General features: G+C 60.9%; 23 protein-coding genes. 15 read left to right on the top strand and 8 right to left on the bottom strand.

The genetic code is table 11. The features are described from left to right. Window positions 1-55: 55 nt before the first annotated feature. From greB to pcp, 10 genes are all read left to right on the top strand, one after another. On the top strand, window positions 56-571 hold the full coding sequence (gene greB, locus AB6O04_RS14955) for a transcription elongation factor GreB (protein WP_368564888.1): 516 nt from the start codon (window positions 56-58) through the stop codon (window positions 569-571). 123 nt (window positions 572-694) lie between these two features. Next, window positions 695-1,354: a dienelactone hydrolase family protein gene (locus tag AB6O04_RS14950; RefSeq protein WP_368564887.1), complete on the top strand. Its 660-nt coding sequence runs from the start codon at window positions 695-697 to the stop codon at window positions 1,352-1,354. Beyond that, window positions 1,351-1,758 (top strand): HIT domain-containing protein, encoded by a 408-nt coding sequence (locus AB6O04_RS14945; RefSeq protein ID WP_368564886.1) that lies wholly within the window; start codon window positions 1,351-1,353, stop codon window positions 1,756-1,758. Before AB6O04_RS14950 ends, AB6O04_RS14945 begins: the two co-directional genes overlap by 4 nt. Further along, a complete protein-coding gene (gene pxpB / locus AB6O04_RS14940) occupies window positions 1,755-2,444 on the top strand; it encodes a 5-oxoprolinase subunit PxpB (protein WP_368564885.1) in 690 nt (229 codons plus the stop codon). The genes AB6O04_RS14945 and pxpB overlap by 4 nt, the downstream gene beginning before the upstream one ends. After that, window positions 2,441-3,394 (top strand): biotin-dependent carboxyltransferase family protein, encoded by a 954-nt coding sequence (locus tag AB6O04_RS14935; protein WP_368564884.1) that lies wholly within the window; start codon window positions 2,441-2,443, stop codon window positions 3,392-3,394. Before pxpB ends, AB6O04_RS14935 begins: the two co-directional genes overlap by 4 nt. Window positions 3,395-3,525: 131 nt before the next feature. Further along, on the top strand, window positions 3,526-3,699 hold the full coding sequence (locus AB6O04_RS14930) for a DUF5668 domain-containing protein (RefSeq protein ID WP_337344946.1): 174 nt from the start codon (window positions 3,526-3,528) through the stop codon (window positions 3,697-3,699). Window positions 3,700-3,720: 21 nt separating this feature from the next. Continuing rightward, complete coding sequence (locus AB6O04_RS14925; RefSeq protein WP_368564882.1) at window positions 3,721-4,482, top strand: 5-oxoprolinase subunit PxpA; 762 nt, start codon at window positions 3,721-3,723, stop codon at window positions 4,480-4,482. Then, window positions 4,479-5,225 carry a DUF969 domain-containing protein gene (locus AB6O04_RS14920; protein WP_368564881.1) on the top strand — a complete coding sequence of 249 codons (747 nt, stop codon included), beginning with the start codon at window positions 4,479-4,481 and terminating at the stop codon, window positions 5,223-5,225. The genes AB6O04_RS14925 and AB6O04_RS14920 overlap by 4 nt, the downstream gene beginning before the upstream one ends. Beyond that, on the top strand, window positions 5,212-6,180 hold the full coding sequence (locus AB6O04_RS14915; RefSeq protein WP_368564880.1) for a DUF979 domain-containing protein: 969 nt from the start codon (window positions 5,212-5,214) through the stop codon (window positions 6,178-6,180). Before AB6O04_RS14920 ends, AB6O04_RS14915 begins: the two co-directional genes overlap by 14 nt. A gap of 87 nt (window positions 6,181-6,267) precedes the next feature. Continuing rightward, window positions 6,268-6,921: a pyroglutamyl-peptidase I gene (gene pcp / locus AB6O04_RS14910; RefSeq protein WP_368564879.1), complete on the top strand. Its 654-nt coding sequence runs from the start codon at window positions 6,268-6,270 to the stop codon at window positions 6,919-6,921. Between the two features lie 217 nt (window positions 6,922-7,138). Here pcp and dcd read toward each other — a convergent pair whose 3' ends face one another. Next, window positions 7,139-7,705 (bottom strand): dCTP deaminase, encoded by a 567-nt coding sequence (dcd, locus tag AB6O04_RS14905; RefSeq protein WP_368564878.1) that lies wholly within the window; start codon window positions 7,703-7,705, stop codon window positions 7,139-7,141. A 230-nt stretch (window positions 7,706-7,935) separates the two neighbouring features. Continuing rightward, window positions 7,936-8,940 (bottom strand): iron-sulfur cluster carrier protein ApbC, encoded by a 1,005-nt coding sequence (apbC, locus tag AB6O04_RS14900; RefSeq protein WP_368564877.1) that lies wholly within the window; start codon window positions 8,938-8,940, stop codon window positions 7,936-7,938. A 238-nt stretch (window positions 8,941-9,178) separates the two neighbouring features. Between apbC and AB6O04_RS14895 the strand changes: the two genes are divergently transcribed. The 5 genes from AB6O04_RS14895 to rnfB all read left to right on the top strand — a co-directional run bounded on the left by AB6O04_RS14895 (window position 9,179) and on the right by rnfB (window position 15,947). Beyond that, window positions 9,179-12,019 carry a TonB-dependent receptor plug domain-containing protein gene (locus tag AB6O04_RS14895; RefSeq protein ID WP_368564876.1) on the top strand — a complete coding sequence of 947 codons (2,841 nt, stop codon included), beginning with the start codon at window positions 9,179-9,181 and terminating at the stop codon, window positions 12,017-12,019. A gap of 157 nt (window positions 12,020-12,176) precedes the next feature. Next, the gene (locus AB6O04_RS14890; RefSeq protein WP_368564875.1) at window positions 12,177-12,614 is read left to right on the top strand and encodes a DUF2147 domain-containing protein; all 438 of its coding nucleotides are present in this window, start codon (window positions 12,177-12,179) and stop codon (window positions 12,612-12,614) included. A gap of 108 nt (window positions 12,615-12,722) precedes the next feature. Continuing rightward, on the top strand, window positions 12,723-14,825 hold the full coding sequence (metG, locus tag AB6O04_RS14885; protein WP_368564874.1) for a methionine--tRNA ligase: 2,103 nt from the start codon (window positions 12,723-12,725) through the stop codon (window positions 14,823-14,825). A 62-nt stretch (window positions 14,826-14,887) separates the two neighbouring features. Beyond that, complete coding sequence (locus AB6O04_RS14880; RefSeq protein WP_368564873.1) at window positions 14,888-15,478, top strand: HAD family hydrolase; 591 nt, start codon at window positions 14,888-14,890, stop codon at window positions 15,476-15,478. Window positions 15,479-15,539: 61 nt separating this feature from the next. Next, window positions 15,540-15,947, top strand: coding sequence for an Rnf electron transport complex subunit RnfB (gene rnfB, locus AB6O04_RS14875; RefSeq protein WP_368564872.1), 408 nt, complete (start codon window positions 15,540-15,542; stop codon window positions 15,945-15,947). 1 nt (window position 15,948) lies between these two features. Here rnfB and AB6O04_RS14870 read toward each other — a convergent pair whose 3' ends face one another. From AB6O04_RS14870 to tsaE, 6 genes are all read right to left on the bottom strand, one after another. Continuing rightward, a complete protein-coding gene (locus AB6O04_RS14870; protein ID WP_368564869.1) occupies window positions 15,949-17,550 on the bottom strand; it encodes a sulfotransferase in 1,602 nt (533 codons plus the stop codon). 91 nt (window positions 17,551-17,641) lie between these two features. Next, window positions 17,642-18,601, bottom strand: coding sequence for a TraB/GumN family protein (locus AB6O04_RS14865; protein WP_368564868.1), 960 nt, complete (start codon window positions 18,599-18,601; stop codon window positions 17,642-17,644). Between the two features lie 11 nt (window positions 18,602-18,612). Beyond that, entirely contained in the window at window positions 18,613-19,572 is a 960-nt protein-coding gene (locus tag AB6O04_RS14860) for a DUF1684 domain-containing protein (RefSeq protein ID WP_368564867.1), read from the bottom strand. Between the two features lies 1 nt (window position 19,573). Next, a complete protein-coding gene (mutL, locus tag AB6O04_RS14855; RefSeq protein WP_368564865.1) occupies window positions 19,574-21,394 on the bottom strand; it encodes a DNA mismatch repair endonuclease MutL in 1,821 nt (606 codons plus the stop codon). Window positions 21,395-21,623: 229 nt separating this feature from the next. Next, on the bottom strand, window positions 21,624-23,228 hold the full coding sequence (locus tag AB6O04_RS14850; protein WP_368564863.1) for an N-acetylmuramoyl-L-alanine amidase: 1,605 nt from the start codon (window positions 23,226-23,228) through the stop codon (window positions 21,624-21,626). Window positions 23,229-23,309: 81 nt separating this feature from the next. Continuing rightward, window positions 23,310-23,792: a tRNA (adenosine(37)-N6)-threonylcarbamoyltransferase complex ATPase subunit type 1 TsaE gene (tsaE, locus tag AB6O04_RS14845; RefSeq protein ID WP_368564862.1), complete on the bottom strand. Its 483-nt coding sequence runs from the start codon at window positions 23,790-23,792 to the stop codon at window positions 23,310-23,312. Between the last annotated feature and the right edge of the window lie 60 nt (window positions 23,793-23,852).

The raw sequence follows: 23,852 nt of genomic DNA, 5'->3' as shown, positions 1-23,852 counted from the left end.
CCCCCCTCCACCCATCCTACCAACCATTGATCCTTGACTCTTAACTCCCCGCACCATGTCCCGCTGGCGTCCCCCCGCAGAAAAAAGCACCGCGCTGATCACCCGCGAGGGTCACGAACGCCTGAAAGCCGAGCTGGATGAACTGTGGCGGATAAGGCGCCCGGAAGTCGTAAAGGCGCTCGCAGCAGCGGCGGCGGAAGGGGATCGCTCCGAAAACGCGGAGTACACCTATCGGAAGAAGCAGCTGGGTGAAATCGACCGCCGCGTGCGCTACCTGAGTAAACGTCTTGAGGTTCTGCGCGTGGTGGATACGCCACCCACCGACCCGGAGGCCGTTTATTTTGGGGCGCGAGTGGAACTGGAGAACATCGCCACCGGCGAGATGGCCCTCTACCGCATCGTCGGACCGGACGAAACCGATGCAGCACGGGGATACATCAGCATCGATTCACCGTTGGCTCGCGCGTTACTCAAGAAACGGCTGGACGACGAAGTTGAAGCGCACCTTCCCGCCGGCGTCACCCGCCTGGCAATCGTCGACGTAAGCTACGAAAGCGCACCCCACGGCTAAGACCAAGGTAGGTCGGGGCCACGCCTCCCGACCTACGCGATGTAGTCCGGCGCCCCGTGCGAATGCTCGGATATCGGCACCGATCGCCCTACACTGTATTTCTCACCGCAACGGGTCGTCGCCATGGGTCATTGGATTTCTCTCGATACTCCACGCGGCCGTATCTCGGCCTGGAAAGTCGAACCGCCTGGCCCGCCACGCGCCGGGCTGGTCGTGATCCAGGAGATATTCGGCGTCAATGCACATATCCGCAGCGTGGCGGACGACTTCGCGGCGGAAGGTTATTCCGTTGTTGCGCCGGCGTATTTTGATCTCATTGAATCCGGCGTGGAACTTGATTACGACGATGCCGGTGTCGCCAAGGGCCGCGAGCTGATCACGCAGCTGGGTCTGGAAACAGCCGTGGAAATTACGGCCGCCGCGGCCGACGCACTGAAAGATGCCGGCAAGATCGGCACCGTCGGGTACTGCTGGGGCGGCACCGTCGCGCTGCTGGCTGCACTACGTCTGGGATTGCCGTCGGTGAGCTACTACGGTGCGCGCAACGGACCGTTCCTGGCGGAGAAACCCAAAGCGCCGGTAATGTTCCATTTCGGCGAACGTGATGCTTCCATTCCGCCGGAACGCGTACAACAACACCGCGACATGATGCCGCAGATGGAAACGTTCACTTATCCGGCGGGCCACGGATTCAACTGCGATGTCCGTGCCGACTACGACGCAGCCAGTGCGAAGCTGGCACGCGAACGTACGCTGCGCTTCTTCGGCGAACAACTGGCATGAACGACTTCTCGCTCGACCCACGGCTGGAGCAGGACAGTGTCTTCATTGCCGACGGTCCGCTATCGCAAGTGCGGCTGATGAATGATGCGCGTTATCCGTGGCTGCTGCTGATCCCGCGCGTTGCCAACGCGAGCGAGTGGATCGAACTCGATGGCGGCCAGCAGCGACTGTTGCTCGCGGAAATCAATCAGATCGGCGCCCTGCTGCGTAACGAACCTGGCGTTGAGAAGCTGAACATCGGTGCGCTGGGCAATATCGTCCGGCAGCTGCATGTCCACTTGGTCGGACGGCGCGACGGCGATGCCGCCTGGCCGGGGCCGGTGTGGGGCAATGGCTCGCCGCAACGATTCACGCTTGAGCACCTCCAATCGAATGTGGACGCTTGGCGCCAGAAACTGAAATGACCCCTTTGTTCGAGCCGCTGTCGGATGATGCGCTGTTGCTCCGTCTTGGCGACAGCATCGACGCTACGCTCAACGCACAAGCCCACACCATCGCATCGAAGCTACGCGAACAGGCTCCACCCTGGTTGCGCGATCTGGTGCCCGCCTACGCCAGTCTGGCCGTATTCTTCGACGCACGACACATCGAGCATGCCGATCCGCATGCCTACGTCATCAGCGCGCTAAAGGCACTACTCGGAACACCCTTGGTTGCTGCTCTGCGCGAGCCGGATCCGATAAATATCCCGGTCTGTTACGGCGAAGAGTTCGGACCCGACGTGGCGGAAGCAGCGCGACTATGCGGTATCAGTGTCGATGACCTCATAACGCGACACACGGCAGCGACGTACATCGTCGCGATGATCGGCTTTGCGCCAGGGTTTCCTTACCTTTTGGGGCTAGATGAATCGCTGACGCTGCCGCGATTGGCGACGCCGCGCACCCGCGTGCCGGCGGGATCGGTCGCTATCGGCGGTGCGCAGACCGGCATCTATCCGCGCGAGAGCCCCGGCGGCTGGCGCCTATTAGGACGCACGCCGCTAGTGCTATTCGATGCGGCGCGCGAAACGCCGTCGCTGCTTTCGCCCGGCGATCGCGTGCGCTTTGTGCCGGTAGGAGCCGACGTGTTTGCAGACGAATCCCGATGACCTCCTGGGACGTGCTATCGCCGGGATTGCAGACCACCGTGCAGGACCTCGGCCGCGACGGCTGGCGCCACCTCGGTATCGCGCGGGCGGGCGCACTTGATCCCTTAGCGTTGACGTTGGCCAATCGGCTAGTAAGCAACGAAGACGAATCGGCCGCACTCGAGATCACCCTGCATGGCCCGACACTGCGGCTGCACGCACCAGCTCGCGTTGCGCTCACGGGCGCTGCGATCGAGGCGCACTGGAACGGGATCGCATTACCGACTGGGCGCCCCCTGGTATTGCCGCCGGGCGATCTCAAGCTCGGCGGTATGCGCCACGGAGCGCGCAGTTGGCTCGCGGTGGCGGGAGGATTCGAGGTGCCTGTGATCATGGGAAGCCGCAGCACCGATCTGCGCGGCTGTTTTGGTGGCTTGGATGGCCGTGCGCTCCGCGCCGGTGATCGGCTTGCGGTGGGCAACAGCGTCACTCCTGCAGTAGACGCACCATGGATCGCAAAGTGGTGGATCGACGAGCGAAATACCTGGCAAGACCTCCCGATCCGTTTCGTTGCCTCTTCCCATTCCAACGCCTCTGCGCTCGCAGCGCAAAGCTGGACCGCCAGTGTTCGCTGCGACCGGCAAGGTTTGCGGCTGGAAGGACCGGCGTTGCCTTGTTCCGAAGGTAACGGTGTTTCGGAACCGGTCGCGGTCGGCACAGTGCAGCTCCCCCCAGATGGGCAACCCATCGTGCTGTTGGCCGATGCGCAAACCGTCGGCGGCTACGCGCGGCTGGGCTATGTCGCCAGCTGCGATCTGCCACGCCTTGCGCAGTTGCGGCCCGGGACAAAAGTGCATTTCATTGCCATCACCATGGAAGAGGCGCACCGGCTAGCGCAAGAACAACGGCAGCAACATGCGCGCACTGCCATCGCCATCCGCCAACGGCTCCAGCAAGACTTCGGCGCATAGGTCGACCACGCGCCGCCGACGCCACGGCTTCCGGTTGCGCGAGCGTCGGGCGTTGCCCCGACCTACGGCTGTGCTATCCATGCGGCAAAAAGCCGCATAATCGGGCCTACCTATTCAAGTGGATCGTCTGCATGAAGCGCAATTTCGTTCCGGCGGTGGTGTTGATTGTTCTGGGGGCTCTGTTCCTGCTGAACAATCTGGGCGTTACCCAGATCAGTCTGGGCGCGCTGATATCAAAATGGTGGCCTGCCATCCTGATCCTGGTAGGCATCAGCATGCTGCTGAAGGGCAATACCGCGAAATAGCAGGAAGAAAGGCTTATCACCGTGTCGAACGCACCGCGCGTCGATTTCAACTGCGACCTGGGCGAAGGTATCGGCGACGACGCCGCCATCCTTCCTTTCATCAGTTCTGCCAGCATTGCCTGTGGCTTCCATGCCGGATCGCCACAAACCATGCAGGCCACCGTGGCGCTGTGCCGCGCGCATGGCGTCGCCATCGGCGCGCATCCGGCCTTCCAGGACCGGGAAAATTTCGGCCGTACCGCGCAGGACATCTCCGCCAACGATGCTTATGCGCTCACGCTGTACCAAGTGGCCGCATTGGATGGTTTCGTCCGCGCGGCCGGTACGCGCATGCACCACGTCAAACCGCATGGCGCGTTCTACAACCAGGCTGCGCGCGACCGCGTTCTTGCCGACGCCATCGCCGCAGCCCTACGCGATTACGATCCCGGGCTGATTCTTTATGGCTTGGCTGGCAGTGCGTTGACGGCCGCGGGCGAAGCGCTCGGTCTGCAAATAGCGCACGAAGTGTTCGCCGAACGCCGGTACGAGACGGATGGCACGCTGACTCCGCGCAGCCTGCCTGATGCCGGCATCGAAGACGTCGCCACCGCCGCGGCGCAAGTCCGGCAGATGCTGCTGCAAGGCACGGTGACGGCACGTACCGGCGAACAAGTTCCATTGCGCGCCGACAGCATCTGCCTGCATGGCGATCGCACCGACGCACCCGCCTTCGCACGCGGGCTGCGCGCCGCCATCGAATCCTCCGGCTTCATCGTCCAAACCGTGGAGCGCACCCAATGAACTACTGGCCCCTGCTTGGCATCGCGGTGGTGGTGGCCGGCTTCGTTCTTCGATTCAATCCAGTGCTGGTTGTGGTGGCCGCTGGATTGGTCAGCGGATTGCTGGCCGGCATTTCGCTACCGGACTTGCTGGCATTGCTAGGCACCAGCTTCATCGATAATCGGCCGCTGTTGATGTTCCTGCTCACCTTGCCGGCTATCGGGCTGCTGGAGCACTACGGCCTGCGTGAGCGCGCCCACGAGTGGATCATAAGCTTCAAGGGCCTGACCTTGTCGCGCTTCCAGATCGCCTACCTGGGCCTGCGCCAGCTGATGAGCATGGCGGGTCTGACCCATGTCGCCGGCCCGGCGCAAACAGTTCGCCCGCTGGTGGCACCGATGAGCGAGGCCGCGGCCGAACGCACATTGGGCGAACTAACCGAACACGATCGCGAACGCGTGCGCGCCAGTGCGGCCGCGACCGACAACGTAGGGCTGTTCTTCGGCGAAGACGTCTTCGTCGCCATCGGTGCGGTACTGCTGATCCAAGGCTTTTATGCGCGCAACGGTATCGAACTCGAACCGCTTGCGATCGCGCTATGGGCATTGCCTACGGCGGTGGCGGCGTTCGTCATCCATGCGATCCGGTTGAAGCTGTTGCAGCGGCGGCTGGAAAAAGAACATGTCGTCGTTCTGTTGATGGCGATAGCTTTCACCGTGGCTGCTGGCCACACAGCTGACGCGGATCCGCATGATCAAGACTGAATATCTCTTCTGGCTGATCGGCGCCTTCCTGCTGATCACCGCGCTGTTCAATCTGCGCGAACGCCGCTACGCAGCGGGGATTTTCTGGTTGGTGCTGGTGACGCCGTTCGCGTTCGGTACGCAGATCCAGGCGGCAGTCAAGGCTGGCGTGCAGTGGCCCGCGCAGGCGATGGGCTTGGGCGTAGTGGCACTGGGCATTCTTGCCGCACGCGGTCGCTTGACTGCCACGGCCGATACACCGCAAGCGCAGGCGCGCCGGCAGGCGCTTTCGGAGGCCCTGCGCAACAAACTGTTCGGCCCCGCGCTGGTGATTCCGCTGCTGACGTTGCTGTTGTTCGTCGCCAGCAAGTTCCTGCCGGGCATGGACAAGCTCATGGACCCAAAGGCGCTGACTCTTAGTTCCCTGGCGCTGGCCAGCCTGTTCGCATTGGGCGCCGCGCTATGGGTTACCCGCGCCCGGCCCATGGAATCGTTAGGTCAGGGCCGGCGGCTGCTGGATTCTTTGGGTTGGGCGGTGCTGTTGCCGATGGTGTTGGCAACTTTGGGCGGCGTGTTCGCCGCCACCGGTGTGGGCGAAGCCATCGCTACGCTGGTGGGCTACGTGATTCCGGTGGAAAACCGTATCGCCTGTCTGCTGGCGTTCTCGCTGGGCATGGTGCTGTTTACCATCATCATGGGCAATGCCTTTGCCGCGTTCCCGGTGATGATGGCCGGTATCGGCCTGCCGTTGCTGATCCAGAAGCACGGCGCGGATCCGGCGGTGCTGGGTGCCATCGGCATGCTGACGGGATACTGCGGCACGCTCCTGACGCCGATGGCCGCCAACTTCAATATCGTGCCCGCGGTGCTGCTGGAATTGAAAGACCAGTACGGCGTGATTCGCATGCAGGCGGCGACGGCGTTCTGGTTGATGGGCGTCAATGTATTGTTGATGGCGTGGTTGTGCTTTCGGTGAAAAAGGTTTGGCTCTTGCTCCATCGTAGAGCGGAGCTTGCTCCCTTCAAGCGTTGATGCTCCACTTTTGAAAAAAAAATGAACGCCGATGACATCTAGCAGCACTGTTCTACTAACCGGCTTCGCCCCTTTTGGCGGTGAAACCATCAATCCCAGCTGGGAAGCGGTAGCTGCACTGGACGGCTGTCGGATCCACGGGCATCGCGTGGTCACTCGCCAATTGCCGGTTACGTTCGGCGAATCGTTGAAAGCGCTGCAGGCGGCGCTTCGGGAAACTTCGCCTTCTCTGGTCATCTGCATAGGTCAGGCCGGTGGACGTGCGCAACTGTCGCTGGAGCGCATCGCTATCAATATCGACGATGCCCGAATTCCCGACAACGCGGGAAAGCAGCCCATTGATGCACCGATTGTCGAAGACGGACCCGCCGCGTACTTCAGCACGCTGCCTATCAAGGCAATGATGGCTGGCTTGCGTAACGCAGGGTTTCCAGCTGAAGTCTCGCAGACGGCGGGCACTTACGTGTGCAACCACGTCTTCTATGGATTGATGCACGCGCTACGGAACAAACGCAACGTCCGTGGCGGCTTTATCCATACTCCGTATGCGCCTGCGCAGGCTGCTGCTTATCCTGGAGCGGCGAGCTTATCGACGGAGGTAGTGACGGAAGCGATACGTCTGGCGATCCGCATCGCGCTCACGACAGCAGCCGATAGCAAACTTGCCGCAGGAGCGGAGCATTGAAAGGCGACTTGCTCGACTGCTCTCGCTTCACGTAGAGCCGAGCTTGCTCGGCTGCTCTTGCTTCACGTAGAGCCGAGCTTGCTCGGCTGCTCTTGCTTCACGTAGAGCCGAGCTTGCTCGGCTGAGCGTTTCCGAAGCCAGTGCAACAGCAGCGGAGCAAGCTCCGCTCTACATGACTCGGAAGGTGCGGCGGCCATCCAGCAGCCAACGGAATTCCTCAGGTGCGCGGCAGCGTCACGCCAACCTGGCCCTGGTACTTGCCACCACGATCCTTGTAACTGGTTTCGCAAATCTCGTCGGATTCGAAGAACAGCATCTGCGCCACACCTTCGTTGGCGTAGATGCGCGCCGGTAGCGGTGTGGTGTTGCTGAACTCCAGGGTCACGTGGCCTTCCCATTCCGGTTCCAACGGAGTGACGTTGACGATGATGCCGCAGCGCGCGTAGGTACTCTTGCCCAGGCAGACCACCAGCGTGCTGCGAGGAATGCGGAAGTATTCCACCGTTCGCGCCAGGGCAAAGCTGTTGGGTGGGATGATGCATACGTCCGCTTCGACGTCAACGAAACTGCCGTTGTCGAAATGCTTGGGATCGACAATCGTGGAGTTGATATTGGTAAAGACCTTGAACTCGCGTGAGCAGCGCACGTCGTAGCCATAGCTGGAGGTGCCGTAGCTAACAATGCGCTCGCCATTGGCTTGCTTGACCTGGCCGGGCTCGTACGGCTCGATCATCTTGTGCTGCTCGGCCATACGGCGGATCCAAAGGTCACTCTTGATGCTCATGCGGCAATTCCTGTTCCTGATATGGGGAAAGCGTGTAGCTAGCTGAAGTCTCGCCGTTCCAATCCGGGCACGGAGACGAACGCGAAAGTCCGCAATTGTAGAGCGGAGCTGCGCCCCGCAATAGCATCGAGTCAGTAGCAATGAGGCCGTCGCAACGGCGGGTGATAGCGAATAGCCGCGTAAGGGCGCTTCTCATAGCTCCTCCGCTGCCCTAACTTCGCAGCGCGTATTCAGACCAGGGAGGAAGCGATGGGCATCGCCGCCCGGGGCCGCATGGCCAGATGCGCCGCCATCATCCGGGCCGTATGACGATAAGCCTGGGCAACGGCCGAATCCGGTGCCGCCACGACTACCGGCTGGCCGGCGTCGCCGTGCTCGCGGATGGCGATGTCCAGCGGCAGCGAACCCAGCAGCGGCACGCCATATTGCGCCGCCATCCGCTGGCCGCCACCCTCACCGAACAAATGTTCGATGTGGCCGCAGTTGGAACAAGTATGCACCGCCATGTTCTCCACGATGCCCAGCACTGGCACCTCGACTTTTTCGAACATCTTCAGCGCCTTCCTGGCGTCCAGCGTGGCGATGTCCTGCGGCGTGGTGACAATGACGGCGCCGGCAACCGGAATCTTCTGCGCCAGAGTCAGCTGGATATCGCCCGTGCCCGGCGGCAGATCGATCAACAGGTAATCCAGATCGCCCCAAAGCGTATCGGTGAACAGCTGCGTCAACGCCGAGGTCGCCATCGGCCCACGCCAGATCATCGGCGTGTCCTGGTCCACCAGGAAACCAATCGACATCGCCTCCACCCCGAAGGCCCGCATCGGCTCGATGGACTTGTTGTCCGGACTGTCCGGCCGCCCGCTCAGTCCCAACATGGTCGGCACGCTGGGACCATAGACGTCCGCATCCAGCACGCCCACCCTGGCTCCCTCGGCCTTGAGCGCCAGCGCCAGATTGACCGCCGTGGTCGACTTCCCTACCCCGCCCTTGCCGGAACCGATAGCGATGACGTTGCGAACCCGGGGCAGCGGGGTGAGATTGGGCTGGACAGCATGGGGTACAACCCGAAAATCCAACAGAAACTCGGCCAGTTGGGTTCCATCAGCTGCCAGCAGCGCCTTGATTTGGCGCTCAATGCTGCCCTTCAATCCCTGCGCCGGATACCCCAAGGTAAGACGCACCTGGGTTGCCGACTTTGAGCCTTGTACTTGGAAGTAGGCCTTTGTATCCGCCAAGGAGATCCCTTCAGGGGCCTCAATTTGTGACAGCTGTTGCACTAATTTGCCTTCTAGTGAGATATTTTCGAGAACTACGTCACAATTTCATTTGTAACAGTCGTAACATGCGTTTGTGGTATGCACGTGACCGTTAATGCCATGTTAACGTCAGTCCACAGGACATTTAGACGTGCGGTGGACCAAAGGAGCGGGTCCAGGGGGCCGCATCACTTTGCTAGTTTAGGGGATTCACAACATGCCAAACCGCAATTCGCTTGCGCCTAAGCGCAGCCGTCTTACTGCCGCCTTACTCGTCGCGCTGATCCCAATCGCAGGCACGGTAGCCGCTCAAGAGGTTGAAACCACACAACAGAGCAAGCCGCGCGCGACAGAGCTCGACAAAGTTGTCGTGACCGGCTCGTTGATTCCCCGGACTGAGATAGAGACCTTTACCCCGGTAATGACGATCTCAGCTGAAGACATCCGCTCACGCGGCTTCACCTCCGTCGCCGATGTCCTTCAGCAAAGTGCAATATCCACGGGTGGCGTACAAGGCAACCAGACCTCGGCATCCTTCACCCAAGGTGCCGAAACGATCGGCATGTTTGGTCTGGATTCCGGCTATACGAAATACCTGATCGATGGCCGCCCGATGGCCAACTTTCCCGCCCTTTATAACGGCAGCGATACCTTCAACAACATCAGTAACATTCCAGTTGATTTGGTAGAGCGCATCGAAATACTGCCGGGTGGGCAATCTTCGTTATATGGCTCCGACGCTATTGCGGGCGTGGTCAACATCATCCTGAAGAAGCAAATGGATGGTGCGGTGTTTGATATCCGTGGTGGCTGGTACTCGGACGGCGGTGGTTCCAGCACCCGCGCGAGCTTGGCCACTGGCTTCAGTGCAATGGAAGGACGGCTGAATGGGTTGGTCGGCATCCAATATGAAGAGCGGGACCCTATCTGGGGCTACCAGCGCGATCTTACCAAGCAGTTCAACACCAATGGCACAACGCCGCCGCTCGCCAGCCGCGACTATCTGGTGTACTCGCCGTTCACCAGCTACAAATTTCTCGACCCAGCTAACTGCGGCAACGTCACGGGTCAGTTCGGCGGCACAGAGGGCTTGCAAACCCGACCCGGCTTTGGTGACGAGAACTATTGCGGCTCGTTCTATACGCCAGGCTATCGCACGTTAAAGAATGGCAAGGAGGCGACCCAGGTAATGGGACACGTCACTTTTGACATCAACGATAACGTGCAGTTGTATGGCGATGTCCTGTACAGCAACGAGGAAGTCAGTTACCACGTAGGTGCTGGCTACACGTGGTGGGGAACGAGCGTCGAGTGGGGCTATTATTACGACCCGAACCTGGATGACTTTCTCAACCTTCAGCGCGCATTCGCGCCAGAGGAGATGGGCCCAGGCGGCTTCGCCAACACCATGGGCATAGACAAAAGCGAGGCGATTCAAACCGCTATCGGTGTTAAAGGTGTTTTTGGCCAGTCCCAGTGGGACTATGACTTTGGCGTGATGTACACCCAGTACGACCTGACAGAAAATGATTTCGTTCGTTGGGCGGATCCGATGAACGATTACTTTCAGCAGCATGTCCTAGGCCCGCAGCAAGGTCTGGATCCGTACTACGGCGCCTACCCTGTCTTCCAGCCGGACTATGCAGCGTTCTACACGCCCATGACGCCCGAAGATTTCCGCAGCATCACCGGTTACGCGAAGAAGAAGAGCAAGACCAAGGACGCCATGGTGCGAGCGCAGATCACCAATGGCAGTCTCTTCGCTCTGCCGGGCGGCGACGCCGGCTTGGCAATAGCAGCCGAGTGGGGCAAGCAGAAGTGGGACTACACGCCCGACCCCGGCTACTTGGACGGTTCGATCTGGGGTACCACTGCGGTGGCGGGCGGTGGTGATCGCGATCGCTACGCCCTTACCACTGAGTTGCGTATGCCAGTCCTGGAAATGCTGACAGTGACTGCTTCCGGCCGATATGACGCTTTCAAGGTGGATGGAGGCACGATAGACAAGCCCACATACAGCCTGGGTATCGAGTTCCGCCCGCTGGACAGCCTGATGTTCCGCGGCAAGTACGGTACCGCTTTCCGCGCTCCAACCTTATCCGATCAGTTCCAAGGCATCAGCGGCTTCTACACCTCGACGGTCGACTACTATCAATGCAGTCTGGCTGGTTTCTCGCCGGAAGACCCCGCCGCTATCGACAATTGCCCTAACGCGCTTTCCAACCGGCAAATTTTCGGCACACAGTCGGGCAACACTGACCTTCAGCCGATCAATGCGGACGTATGGAACGCCGGCGTCGTCTGGGCCCCATTGGACAACCTGTCGTTCACTGCTGACTACTACAGCTGGGATATCGACGATGAAGTCAGGCAACAGAGCATCGATAAGCTGATGTTCCAGGAATATCGTTGCCGGACTGGGGTGGATGACATCAACTCGCCGACCTGCGTGGCCGCCCTTTCCCAGGTTACTCGCAACGCTCTTAGTGGCTTGGTAGACGAGGTCTATACACCTAAGGTCAATGTCGCCAAGCGGACCATGGAAGCCGCTACCGTTGGGTTCAACTACGCGGTAGCTGCTGGCGCTTTTGGTGATCTGAATTTCAGCGGTAACTACACAAAGATTCTTGAGCACATGCGTACCCTGTATGAAGGTGATCCCGAAAACGACTATCTGGATGATCCTTACTACAGCACCGACCCCAAGCAACGTGCCAATCTTTCTGGCACATGGAGCAAGGGGAAGTGGAGCAGCACCTTGTACGCCAACTGGATGGGCGAAACACCCAACTATGCCGCTTCGCTTAGTGAACGGGGCTATGCCGCGACCAATGGAGGTAAATTGGGGTCGTTCACCACATACAACGCGAGCGTAAGCTACCAACCTCTCGCGGGCTTGCAGCTGTCGTTCCTGGTGAACAATCTGCTAGATGAAATGCCGCCAACCGACGACTCGTACCCCGGCACGTCAGGCGCGCCTTACAACAGCGATAATTACAACGTCTACGGTCGTTCCATGTACCTTGAAATGCGATACGCCTTCGGAGCCGGCAAGTAAGCGCGCTTCGTTCATAGCGTCTTGGCAGTCTAAAAGCCCCGCTTAGGCGGGGCTTTTTTTCAGCCCCCCTTCCATACGCCACCGAATGCGGTATAAAAGATGCCATCTCGCCGGCCTTCGCCAGGCGGGGTTCGACCAACATCCCTGGGAGGGGAATATGCGCAAGAAACTGATGGCCGCCTGCCTGGCTGCTCCTTTGATAGCTCTGTCGATGTCGGCCGCGGCCGCCGACGCAGTGGGCCGTTGGAAGACCATCGATAGTGATACCGGCAAGGAGAAATCCATCGTCGAAATCAGCAAGAACAGCAATGGTACGTACAGCGGCCGCATCGTTGAGCTGCTGAACCCCAGCAAGCCCAACCCGGTCTGCGACAAGTGCAAGGACGACCGCAAGAACAAGCCCATTACCGGCATGGAGATCATCCGCGGCATGAAAGCCGACGGCGCCGACGAGTACAGCGGCGGCACCATCCTCAAACCGGACGAAGGCAAGGTCTACAAATCGAAGATGGAGCTGATCGACGGCGGCAAGAAGCTTGAAGTCTCCGGCTGCATCGCTTTCATCTGCAAATCGCAGACCTGGGTCCGCCAGTAATCTCCTGAAACAAGCACACCCGCTTGGCCCGGCACCGCCGGGCCAAGTCGTATCTGGGCATCTATACGCCCCATGCGATAATCGGCGTTCTCCCGCACGACATCCGCCATGAGCCGCACCGCACTCGTCACCACTGCCCTGCCCTACGCCAACGGCCCGCTGCACCTTGGCCATCTGGTCGGCTACATCCAGGCCGATATCTGGGTGCGGGCCCGACGCCTGGCAGGGAATACGGCCTATTTCGTCTGCGCCGATGACACCCACGGCACACCGATCATGCTGGCTGCGGAAAAGGCCGGTGTGACGCCGGAGGCCTTCATTGCCAACGTCCAGGCCAGCCACGAACGCGACTTCGCTGCTTTCGGCGTGGACTTCGACCACTACGACTCCACCCATTCGCGCATCAACCGCGAACTGACCGAAACCTTCTACGCCAAGTTGGAAGCCGGCGGCCACATCGCCAAGCGCAGCGTGGCCCAGTTTTACGACCCAGCCAAAGGCATGTTCCTGCCCGACCGCTACATCAAGGGCATTTGCCCCAACTGCGGATCGGCCGACCAGTACGGCGACAACTGCGAGGTCTGCGGCGCCACCTATGCGCCGACCGATCTGAAGGAGCCGAAGTCGGTAGTGTCCGGCGCCACGCCCGAGATCCGCGATTCGGAGCACTATTTCTTCGAAGTAGGCGGCTTCCAGCCGTTTCTGCGTGAATGGCTGAAAGGCGATGTCGCCCTGCCCGGCGTCAAGTCCAAATTGATGGAATGGTTGGATGCGGAAGGCGGCTTGCGCGCGTGGGATATCTCGCGCGATGCGCCTTATTTCGGCTTCGAGATTCCCAGCGCTCCCGGCAAGTATTTCTATGTCTGGCTGGATGCGCCTATCGGTTACCTGAGCAGCTTCAAGACGCTGTGCCAGCGCAACGGCCTGGATTTCGAATCGCATCTGGTGGCCGGCACCCAAACCGAGCTGCACCATTTCATCGGCAAGGACATCGTCAACTTCCATGGCCTGTTCTGGCCTGCCGTGCTGCACGGCGTGGGCTTTCGCGCGCCGACCCGCCTGCACGTCAACGGCTACCTGACGGTGGACGGCGCCAAGATGTCGAAGTCGCGCGGAACGTTCGTTATGGCGCGCACCTATCTGGATGTGGGCCTGGAGCCTGAAGCGCTGCGCTATTACTACGCCGCAAAGTCCTCGGGTGGCGTCGACGATCTGGACTTGAACCTGGGCGATTTCACTGCACGCGTGAATGCGGACCTGGTGGGCAAGTTCGTGAATCTGGCCAGCCGCTGCGCCGGTTTCGTCGACAAACGTTTCGGCGGGACATTAGCCGGTGCTCTACCCGATCCGGCTGCTTATGATCGCTTCGTCGCAGCCTTGGCGCCGATCCGCGAAGCCTACGAGCGTAATGATCCGGCTTCCGCGATTCGCCAGACCATGGCATTGGCTGATGAAGCCAATCGCTATATCGACGACAAGAAGCCTTGGGTGATCGCCAAGCAGGAAGGCGCCGACACCGAACTGCAGGCCGTTTGCACCCAAGGCTTGAACTTGTTCCGTGTACTGGCTGCCGCACTGAAACCGGTGCTGCCACGCACCGCTGCCCAAGCCGAGGAGTTCCTTGCCGCACCGGTCTACGCCTGGCGCGACCTGGATGCTCCGATGCTTGCACACGACATAAAATCTTATTCGCCGCTATTCACCCGTATCGACACCAAACTGATTGATGCCATGACCGAAGCTTCCAAAGACACCCTTGCCCCCGTCACAGCGACAGTAGAAGCGAAGCCAGTCGCAAGCAAGCCGTCCTCCGAAAAAGGTATCGCGACTGACCCGTACCGGCATGCCGGTACGACTCCTGCAAAGGATAGTGCCAGCAACTTCATCGGCATCGACGACTTCGCCAAGCTCGATCTGCGCATCGGTAAAGTCCTGGCCTGCGAGTTCGTCGAAGGTTCGGACAAGCTGCTGCGGTTCGAGTTGGACGCTGGCGAACTTGGCAAGCGGCAGATTTTTTCCGGCATCCGTGCCAGCTATGACGAACCTGAAAAACTGGTGGGCCGCAGCGTGGTGTTCATCGCCAATCTTGCGCCGCGCAAGATGCGCTTTGGCATCAGCGAAGGGATGATCCTGTCGGCTGGTTTCGATGGCGGCGCGCTGGCCCTGCTGGATGCCGACAGCGGCGCGCAGCCAGGTATGCCGGTACGCTGAGCGGCCCTTGCTACAACGCGTAGTCCCGCTCCGTTTTTGAGCTGCGAATCGCGTCGTTACCCATGAGCCTGGCCCTGTTCGATTTCGATCACACCATCACCACGGTGGATACCTACGGCCGTTTCCTGCGCCACATTGCCCGCCCGGAGCAACTGGCCCGGGCACGCTGGCACATCGGCCCGATGCTGGCGGGCTATCGCATGGGCCTGGTGTCGGCCCAACGGCTGCGGGCACGAGTCACCCGATTCGCTTTCCAGGGCGGAAACGAAGACGATATTCGCGAAGCAGGCGCCCTTTTCGCGCGCGCGAAGCTTCCCGCATGGTTGCGGCCGGACATGGAGCGGCGCATCGGTTGGCACCAGTCCCAAGGACATACGGTGGTGGTGGTTTCCGGTTCGTTAGACGTCTACTTGCAGCCATGGTGCGCCGAGCGCGGCTTGGCGGTGATCTGCAATGCGCTGGAGGCCAAGAACGGACAACTGACCGGCCACTATCGTGACGGTGACTGCGGTGCAGACAAGGTGCGGCGGATACGCGACCGGTACGATATCCAGCAGTATCAGGCGACCTACGCTTATGGCGACAGCCGCGAGGACCGCGGAATGCTCGCGCTCGTCCAGCAACGCTGGTATCGCGGCCGGCGGATCGCTTGAACATGCCCAACGCGCCGATATCCAGCACGCAGCAACCAGACCGCTGTACGCTTCAGTGACGATGTCCGACAACACCGACCTGACCGAACGCCTTGACCGCCTATTGCCGCAGACCCAGTGCGGCCAATGCGGTTTCGACGGCTGCCGCCCCTATGCCGAAGCCATGGCGCGGGGAGAAGCGCAGGTTGATCGCTGCCCGCCGGGAGGCGATGACGGCGCGCGGCTGTTGTCCAATGTGTTGGGTGTCTCGCCTTTGCCTTACGACCGCAGCCGCGGCGTGCACAAGGAGCCCGAAGTTGCAGTGATTGTGGAAGCAGACTGCATTGGCTGCACCAAATGCATCCAAGTCTGCCCCGTCGACGCCATCATCGGCGGCGCCAAGCACATGCATGTGGTGATTGAACCGCTATGCACCGGCTGCGAACTGTGCGTACCGGCTTGCCCGGTGGATTGCATCCGGATGGTGTGAATCAGATCGCTGTTCCCGCCTTCTCAAGTAAGTCGCGCAATTCACTCAGCTGACTTTCATATCGCTTCCACCGTTGCAGCGCCGATCTGTACATGGGTGCCCGGACTTGGACCGCGCTAGCGGTCGCCACAGGCGCCTGGTTGTCGTGGAAGCGGAGGCATGCATCGTCCCAAGGCAGGCCGCAGAAATCCAGCAGGCGTCGTGTACTTCCCTCCTGGTCTTCCACGATACTTTCGTAGTCGATCTCCAATATCCGACCGGGAATCACTTGCTTCCAGTGCGCCATAAGCTGCTCGAACAGCAGGTAGTAGCGGCCGGTATCCATCAGATCGAACGAATAATCGTAATAGGGTGATGTTTGGGCAAATAGCTGCCTGAAATTGCTCAAGCACGTATCCATAGGGTTGCGCCGCAGGCAGATGATCTTTGCGTTCGGCAGCGCCGACGCGATAAACCCGGCATAAAGAAAATTGTGCGGCAGCTTGTCCACAAAATGTGGGGTATGCCCGGTACCTGGCCGCGTACTTGCCACATAGGCATCGCCCAGGCGACGCCAGTCGATGTCCTTCGCGCGCGCCACGGTATCCAGATCCAACATCTGTGGCGTCCGGCTGACCGTTGCACGCTTGAGCATCACGCCGAAATTCTGCAACTCGCCTGCCGAATGCACTTGCGGATGGCTGGATAGTATCCGTTCAACCAAAGTAGTGCCGGACCGCGGCATGCCAATGACGAAGATAGGTTCGCGACTCTGGCTTCCTGAGGCTAACGGCGCAACAGGTGTTCCGGCCAACGCCTTGAATAACACTTCGTCGTGCTCCGTCGAATAGCCCCGATTCGCACGATTGGCTGATTTTCCTTTCGTCAGATGCTCGAAAGCGGTTTCGTAACGGCCCAAGTCCTCGTACTCCTTGGCCAGCGCCAGGTGCAGATACATCAAGGCATCGGCGTGGTGCTCCGCGGAGGGCAGAACGGATTCGAACCAGCTCACATGGTTGGAGGACTCGGTCTGGCGACGCAGCTGGGATAGTGCGAGATATGCCTTCCAGTACTTTGGATCAAGCTGAAGGCAGGACCGGTGCTCGCGTTCGGCCTCATCGATTCGTCCAGAAAAGGTCAACGATGTGGCCAGATTGAAACGGTAGCTGGCGCGATCTGGCATCAGCGCCGCCGCGCGCTCGAAGACCTTGATGGCCTTTCCATGTTCATTGGCCTGCGTATACACGACTCCCAACGTATCTAGAGTGAGAGGATCCTCGGGCGCGAGTGCCATCGCTTTGTCCGCTATCTCAACGGCTTCACGGATGAAACGTCCAACAGCAAGTACTCGTGCCAGTTGAGCTGCATAGTCGGCACGTTTCGGATTAAGGGATACCGCGCGCCGCGAAAGTTCCGCGGCAAGAGGCATTTGTCCCAGTTGCAATGCGGCGGCCCCTGCCACGTAGTGAACTCCCGCGTGATGAGGCGCCTGCTTCAAAAGGGCCATGGCCAAGGATTGAGCTTTCTGCCATTCGCCGCGATTGAGAGCTGCGATGGCCTGTGCGTACAGCTCTACGGGCTCATTCATTGCGATAGAACCCTTGCGTGGTAAAACAACCGCCACATGGATGAGGGCGCCGCTCTATCGGCCTGTGCATTTCGCCCAGTGGGGCCCGAGCGAAAAGAGAGACCGATTTTATCGGCTCGGTTCTGCTTCATCTCTTTATTTCGCTCTCACAAACAGAACAAACCCGCTCCACCTTGTAGCCTTTCCCGCGCAGTTTTTCGACCACGCCATCGCTACCCAGCAGATGCAGGGCGCCGACGACGACCAGGGTGTCGTCGGAATCGGATTGCGACAGGCGCTGCTGGATCTTTGGCAGCCATGCGTCATTGCGGTCGACGTTGATGCGCTGATAAAGGCGTGGATACTCACGCTTCATGTCACCAGCCATCTTGCTCCACAGCAGGTCGGCGTCGCCGTTGCGCCAAGCGCGATGCAGGGCTTCCATCTCGGCCGGTCCCTTCTCCGCCTGCTCCAGGGCTTCAGCAATGAACTGGCGTTGTTCAACCGCATCCATGCCGTCCAGCATGCGGATCTGATCGCCCGCCAGTTCCAAGCCGTCGGTTGGCTTGCCGGCTTTCTTGGCGATCTCCATGAAGTGGGTATCCAAGCCGAGCTTCGGATCCAGGCCCTGCTTGGTCATTTCCAGAATGCTGATGGACAGACCGACGAACCACGGTTCGAAGGTTGCGAAGTTGGCTAGCGGCAGGTTGTTTTGGTTGGCGTAGTTCTGCAGCTTCTGCCAAGTGGCGGCATCCAGATCGTCTTGCAAGCTTTTGCCGTCCTGGCGCAGTGCCGCCTGCATCATCTGCGTCGGCAGCGCGGACGACGCCATCTCTGCCGGCGAAAGCTCGAACACCACCGCTTCCGCGTCTTCGAATGCTGCGCTCACGTCGCCCGACAACGGATAGTCGCTTGGCCGCAACAGATGGAATGAACCCAGCAGGTACACCGCATTATCTTGATCGGATACCTTCCACAGCAGCGGCACGGGCGGCGTTGCTTTGGCTTCTGGCCGCGCGGGTGAATCGGCATCGGCACCCGCTGCGAAAGTCGTGGCGATCAGCGCAGCCAGCAGCAGCGGCTTGATGGAAAGCAGTCGTTTCAACATGAACATCCCTGTCATTGAATGGCGATAGGCTTGGCGTAGGTTTTTTCGCCGGCGGTGATGGCCACGTTCAACCGATTTTCTGGCGGCGGCAGCGGACACGTCGCATAAGGAGTGAAGGCGCAAGGCGGGCTATAGGCGCGGTTGAAGTCCAGCACCACTTTGCCATCCACCGGGGCCGCTACATCCAGGAACCGGCCTGCCGGATAACTGCCGTGGCCGCTGGTGCCGTCCGCCAATACGATAAACAGCGGACCACCTGGCTGTCCGATGGTTTCCAGGCGATAAGTCGCGCCGTCGCGGGTGAACTCCACCACGCCTGCATTGGGCAATTCGGTGGTAATGCCGATGATGTCGCCAATCGCCATGGTCTTGCCAGCCGGATGAGGAACAAAGCGGCCTTCGATCTGCCACGCCGGGTCCACCGGCCAGTAATCCAGGCCGATGAAGTTCAGGCGCGTCTCCGCATCCGCGTGCTTCACCCGCAACGCATGGCGGCCGCCGCGCTCGATTATCGTCAGGCTGCCCTTGCCCTCATCGAAACCGATCACGCTGGGCAATTCACCGTGATCGCTTTGGAGTTCCACCCTGCCCTTCAACGGTTCGCCATTCAACGTCAGCGCCGCACCGCGCTCCGGGGTGAAGAAGATACGGCCTCCCTGCCGGGTCAACATGCCCATCTTGTCCGGTCCGACCGCCAGCTTGATACCGTTGCCGGTGCCACTGCCGATGTAATGCGCTTTGAGCTCCAGCCAATGCAGGCCAACCAGACTGGTCCAGCCGTCCGGCTTCCGCAGTTCTTCTTCGCGCTGTTTGCGCCATGCGGCGTTATCTGCCAGAAACTGCGCATCGGCAGCTTTTGGCGTGGATGCCGCTTCGCCTGCTTGCCCCGTTCCTTGCGCCGGTCCGTCTTGGCCGCACCCGGCCAGCAACATCGACAACGCTATCGTCCCCAGCCACTTGCCACACCCCATGTCATCGTCCTCGCAGGAACCAGCGGTCAATTTCAGCAACAGAAAAATGCGCCCAGGTCGGGCGGCCATGATTGCATTGGCCAGAGCGCTCGGTGATTTCCATCTCGCGCAGTAACGCATTCATCTCGGGAACGGTCAGCCGGCGGTTCGCGCGCACCGCACCATGGCAGGCCATCGTCGACAGCAGTTCATCGCGCGCGGCGGCGATGCGCAGGCTTTCGCCATGTTCGCGCAGATCGGTCAGCACATCGCGCAGCAGTGCTTCGGGATCGGCCTGCGCCAGCAGCGCGGGCACGCTGCGTACGCTCAAGGATTGCGGACCGCTGCGGGTGACGTCGAAGCCGAGTGCCGCCAGCGTCTCCGCCTCGCGTTCGGCTGCGTCGGCCTCGCGTTCGGCGACGGCCATATTCAGCGGCACCAGCAATGGTTGCGAGCGCAGGCCGATGCCGTCGTGCGCGGATTTGAGTTTTTCGTAGCCGATGCGCTCGTGGGCGGCGTGCATGTCCACCACAATCAAACCGTCGGCGTTCTCAGCCAGAATGTAGATGCCGTGCAGCTGCGCGATAGCGAAACCCAGCGGCGGGATACCGTCGGGGTCCGTTGCCGGCATCGCGGCTGTCTGCATGGATGGCCTGTACGACAGCGCTCCGGTCGCCGCATCCGCTGAACTGTCAAGTACAGAGGAAGGCATGGCGTACAAGGCCGTATAAGCGGCAGGCGCTTCGGCTATCCGCAGTCCCAATGGCGATTGCTGCGTAGGCATCCAGGAAGATGGCGAAGCATGTCCGGCCGCCGGCAGGGCTGCCGAGATCACCGCTGGCGCCGCACCGGCGCGTGTTTCCGCCAGCGCATCCTGCAACGTGCGATAGACGAAGTCATGGACCAGCCTCGTGTCACGAAAGCGGACTTCATGCTTGGCCGGATGCACGTTGACGTCGACGCGGGTGGGGTCGATTTCCAGAAACAGTACATACGCAGGTTGGCGGCCATGAAACAGCACATCCTGGTAGGCCATCTTCACCGCGTGGGCGATGTTGCGGTCGCGTACCGAACGGCCGTTGACGTACACATATTGCTGATCCGCACTGGCACGCGAATAACTGGGCTGCGCGATCCAGCCATGCAGGCGCAGACCAGCGCCGCTGTGCTCGACGCGCAACGCCTGACGGGCAAAGTCTTCGCCCAGCGTTTCGTTCAGACGCGCTACTGATTCCAATTCATCGGGCTTGTAGCGCCGCGATGGCTTGCCATTATGGGAAACGCGCAGCTCGATATCCGGACGCGCCAGCGCGAGTGAGCGCAACCACTCTTCGATATGGCCTAACTCGGTGCGCTCGGCGCGCAGAAACTTGCGCCGCGCCGGCACGTTGTAGAAAAGCTCGCGCACTTCCACAGTGGTGCCGATCGCATGTGGCTTGGGAACCACGTCACTCACTTTTCCTCCTTCCACCTGCAGGGCCGCACCATGTTCATCGCTGGCCCGGCGCGAGGACAGCATGAAACGGCTGACCGATGCGATGGAAGGCAATGCCTCACCGCGGAAGCCCAGTGTGGCCACCGATTCCAGGTCGTCCAGCGATGCGATCTTGCTGGTGGCATGGCGCGATATGGCCAGCGGCAGTTCTTCCGGCGCAATGCCGCCGCCATCGTCGCGGATGCGGATCAGCCGCACGCCGCCTTCTTCCAAATCGATATCGATCCGGCGAGCACCGGCATCCAGAGCGTTCTCGACCAATTCCTTGACAACGGAAGCCGGACGTTCGACGACTTCGCCAGCGGCGATCTGATTGATCAGGGTATCGGGAAGCTGACGGATGCTCATATGAATGCCTCGCCGTGAGCACGGGCAACGCTGACAGCCTCGCCGTTGACGGGATGGCGCACCTTTTTACGCACGCCGAGGCGCAGCGAGCGCATAGGCTTGCCTATGCCAGCGGTGATTGCGAAGCGGGAATGTTGGGACGGTGGGCGGATCGGCACGTTCGGGCGACGCGTTAGCGCCGTCGTCGGGAATCAGCTGTGATGATAGCCGAGCTCAGGCCTATTAACGCTTATGGTGCGCCTGCCGTGCCGCCGGCCGCGACATTGCGCGACTTGGCTTCTGTTTCTGCCTGTGCCCGCGCGGCGAACAGCGTGCCTGGCGGTGGCTGCTTGGTGAAATAGGACTGAATGCCGTTCAGCACTGCGGCGGCGACTTTTCGCTGATGACCGGCATCGAACAGGCGCTTTTCTTCGTCGGGATTGGAGATGAAACCGGTCTCCACCAACATCGCCGGCATATCCGAATTGCGGAGCACTTCGAAATTGGCGAACTCGATTTGCGGCTTGTGGGTCTTGCCTACACGCTTGAGGCCATCCAGCACGTGGCCGGCGGCATCCTGCGAGGCCTTCATATGGCCGCTCTGCGCCAAATCCAACAAGACGTTGGACAGCGTGTCCTTGGTCAAGCGCACACCGCCCACAAGATCCGAAGCGTTTTCCCGGTCCGCCAGCCAACGGGCATGCTGAGAGGACGCACCACGCGTTGAAAGTACATAAACCGACGAACCGCCGGCGGAGCGGTTCTCTGCGGCGTCGGCATGGATGGAAACGAACATGTCGGCTTTGGCCGTCCTGGCCTTGCGCGCGCGCTGCGGCCGTTCCACATACACGTCGTTGTCGCGGATCAGATAGGCGCGCATGCCCGGCGTGGCGTTGATCTGCCGCGCCAACTCCTTGGAGATCGCCAGCACGGCATGCTTTTCGTAGCGGCCGGATGGGCCGATGGCGCCGGGGTCCTGCCCGCCATGTCCGGCGTCAATGGCGATCACCAGTGGCCGCATGCCGGTTTGCATCGGGACTTCCGATGCCGGCTTGGTGGGCACGGTAGCGCTTGGTTCAGTGGTCTGAGCCTGGCTGAGAGCCGCGTTCGCGCCAATCGGCTCCGGCTTGCCAGTCGCAATGGTGTAAGTAGGCGCGGACGCAGCACTGGTTGGTGCGGGTGGCGGATTCGCGGTCGCTTGTCCATTGAGGATGGCTTGCGGCGATGGTTGGCTGGGCGATGGCGATGAAGACGGCGGTGCCGGAGCGTTCTGCGCCATCTCCTTGACCACCTGCGCGCTCAGGGCCGCGGTAGCGCGTGCCGCCTCAGCCTGCGGATCCACCGGTGCCGGCGAAGTCGTTTGCGGGGAAGTAGGCGAGATAGCTGCGGTCGAAGCAGGCGTCGCGGGTTTGGATGCCGCCGTTGCGCTCGTTGCCGGACCATCGCCAGGCCATTCGATCACTAGTCGTGCGCCGGTGTCGCCAGGCTCCATACGCGGTTTCAGCGGCACCGTCGGGGAAGCCAGATCAAACACGATGCGCAAGGTGCCGGGTGCCGGTTGGCCGGTACGCACGGATTTGATGATGCCGGTTCCGGCTGGTAGCGCGAGTCCCTTCACCGCGCTGGATGCGGGCAGATCAACCACCAAGCGATCAGGGCCTGCCAGCGACAGCGTCTTGTATTCGCCCTTGCCCCGTAGCTGGATTTCCGCGCGGGTACCCGTGGCGCCGTGACTGACACGAACCGCACTCACCTCACCCGCCCAGGCCGGCAAAACGCCGGCGCCGGCCGATACCCCCGCCAACAGAAGGATCGCTGCTGCCGGCCAGAAACTACGGGTTGTGGGATTCCCCATGCGCATGCGCCGGATTCAATCACCATCCGGCTGGGAATGCAAGAATTTTTCCCTTAATAATCCGTAACCTGCCGGATGTTCCTACATGACAGCGGCAGATGGTCCCGGCAACTGCCTGTTATCCGCCAATACCTCCAGCCAACGGGAGCCTTCTTCCGACAATGCGATCAGCACCGCCGACCGGCCCAAAGCCTCCACCGCCAGTTCGATTCGCAGATCGGCTGGAGGCATCCCGCCGCTACCGCGCTCAGGCCATTCCACCAGCCATAGCGTCGCCACGGCGTCGTCCAGCCCCAGGAATTCCAGTTCACCCGCGTCGCCAATACGGTAAAGATCCAGGTGCCACGCTTCGCCCTGCTCCAGCGGGTAGCGCTCTACCAAGGTGTAAGTGGGGCTGCGGATGGCGCCCTGTACGCCCAACGCCCGCAGCATCGCGCGCGCCAACGTGGACTTGCCCGCACCCAGGTCGCCTTGCAGATGCACCACGGCCTGCGCAGGCCGCGTGGCCGCGAGCGCACGTCCCAGCGCCTCTGTTGCTTCGCTATCAGAAAGAAGAATCCGCATGCCGCGATTCTAGAACTTGTATGAGGAATGCGTGAGCATTGCGAGCGCTGCGCGCGCGCC

It is taken from the genome of Pseudoxanthomonas sp. UTMC 1351 (assembly GCF_040948865.1).
Lineage (GTDB): Bacteria > Pseudomonadota > Gammaproteobacteria > Xanthomonadales > Xanthomonadaceae > Pseudoxanthomonas_A.
Note: the sequence above shows the minus strand (reverse complement) of the source record. Positions and strands in the feature narration are given on the sequence as shown.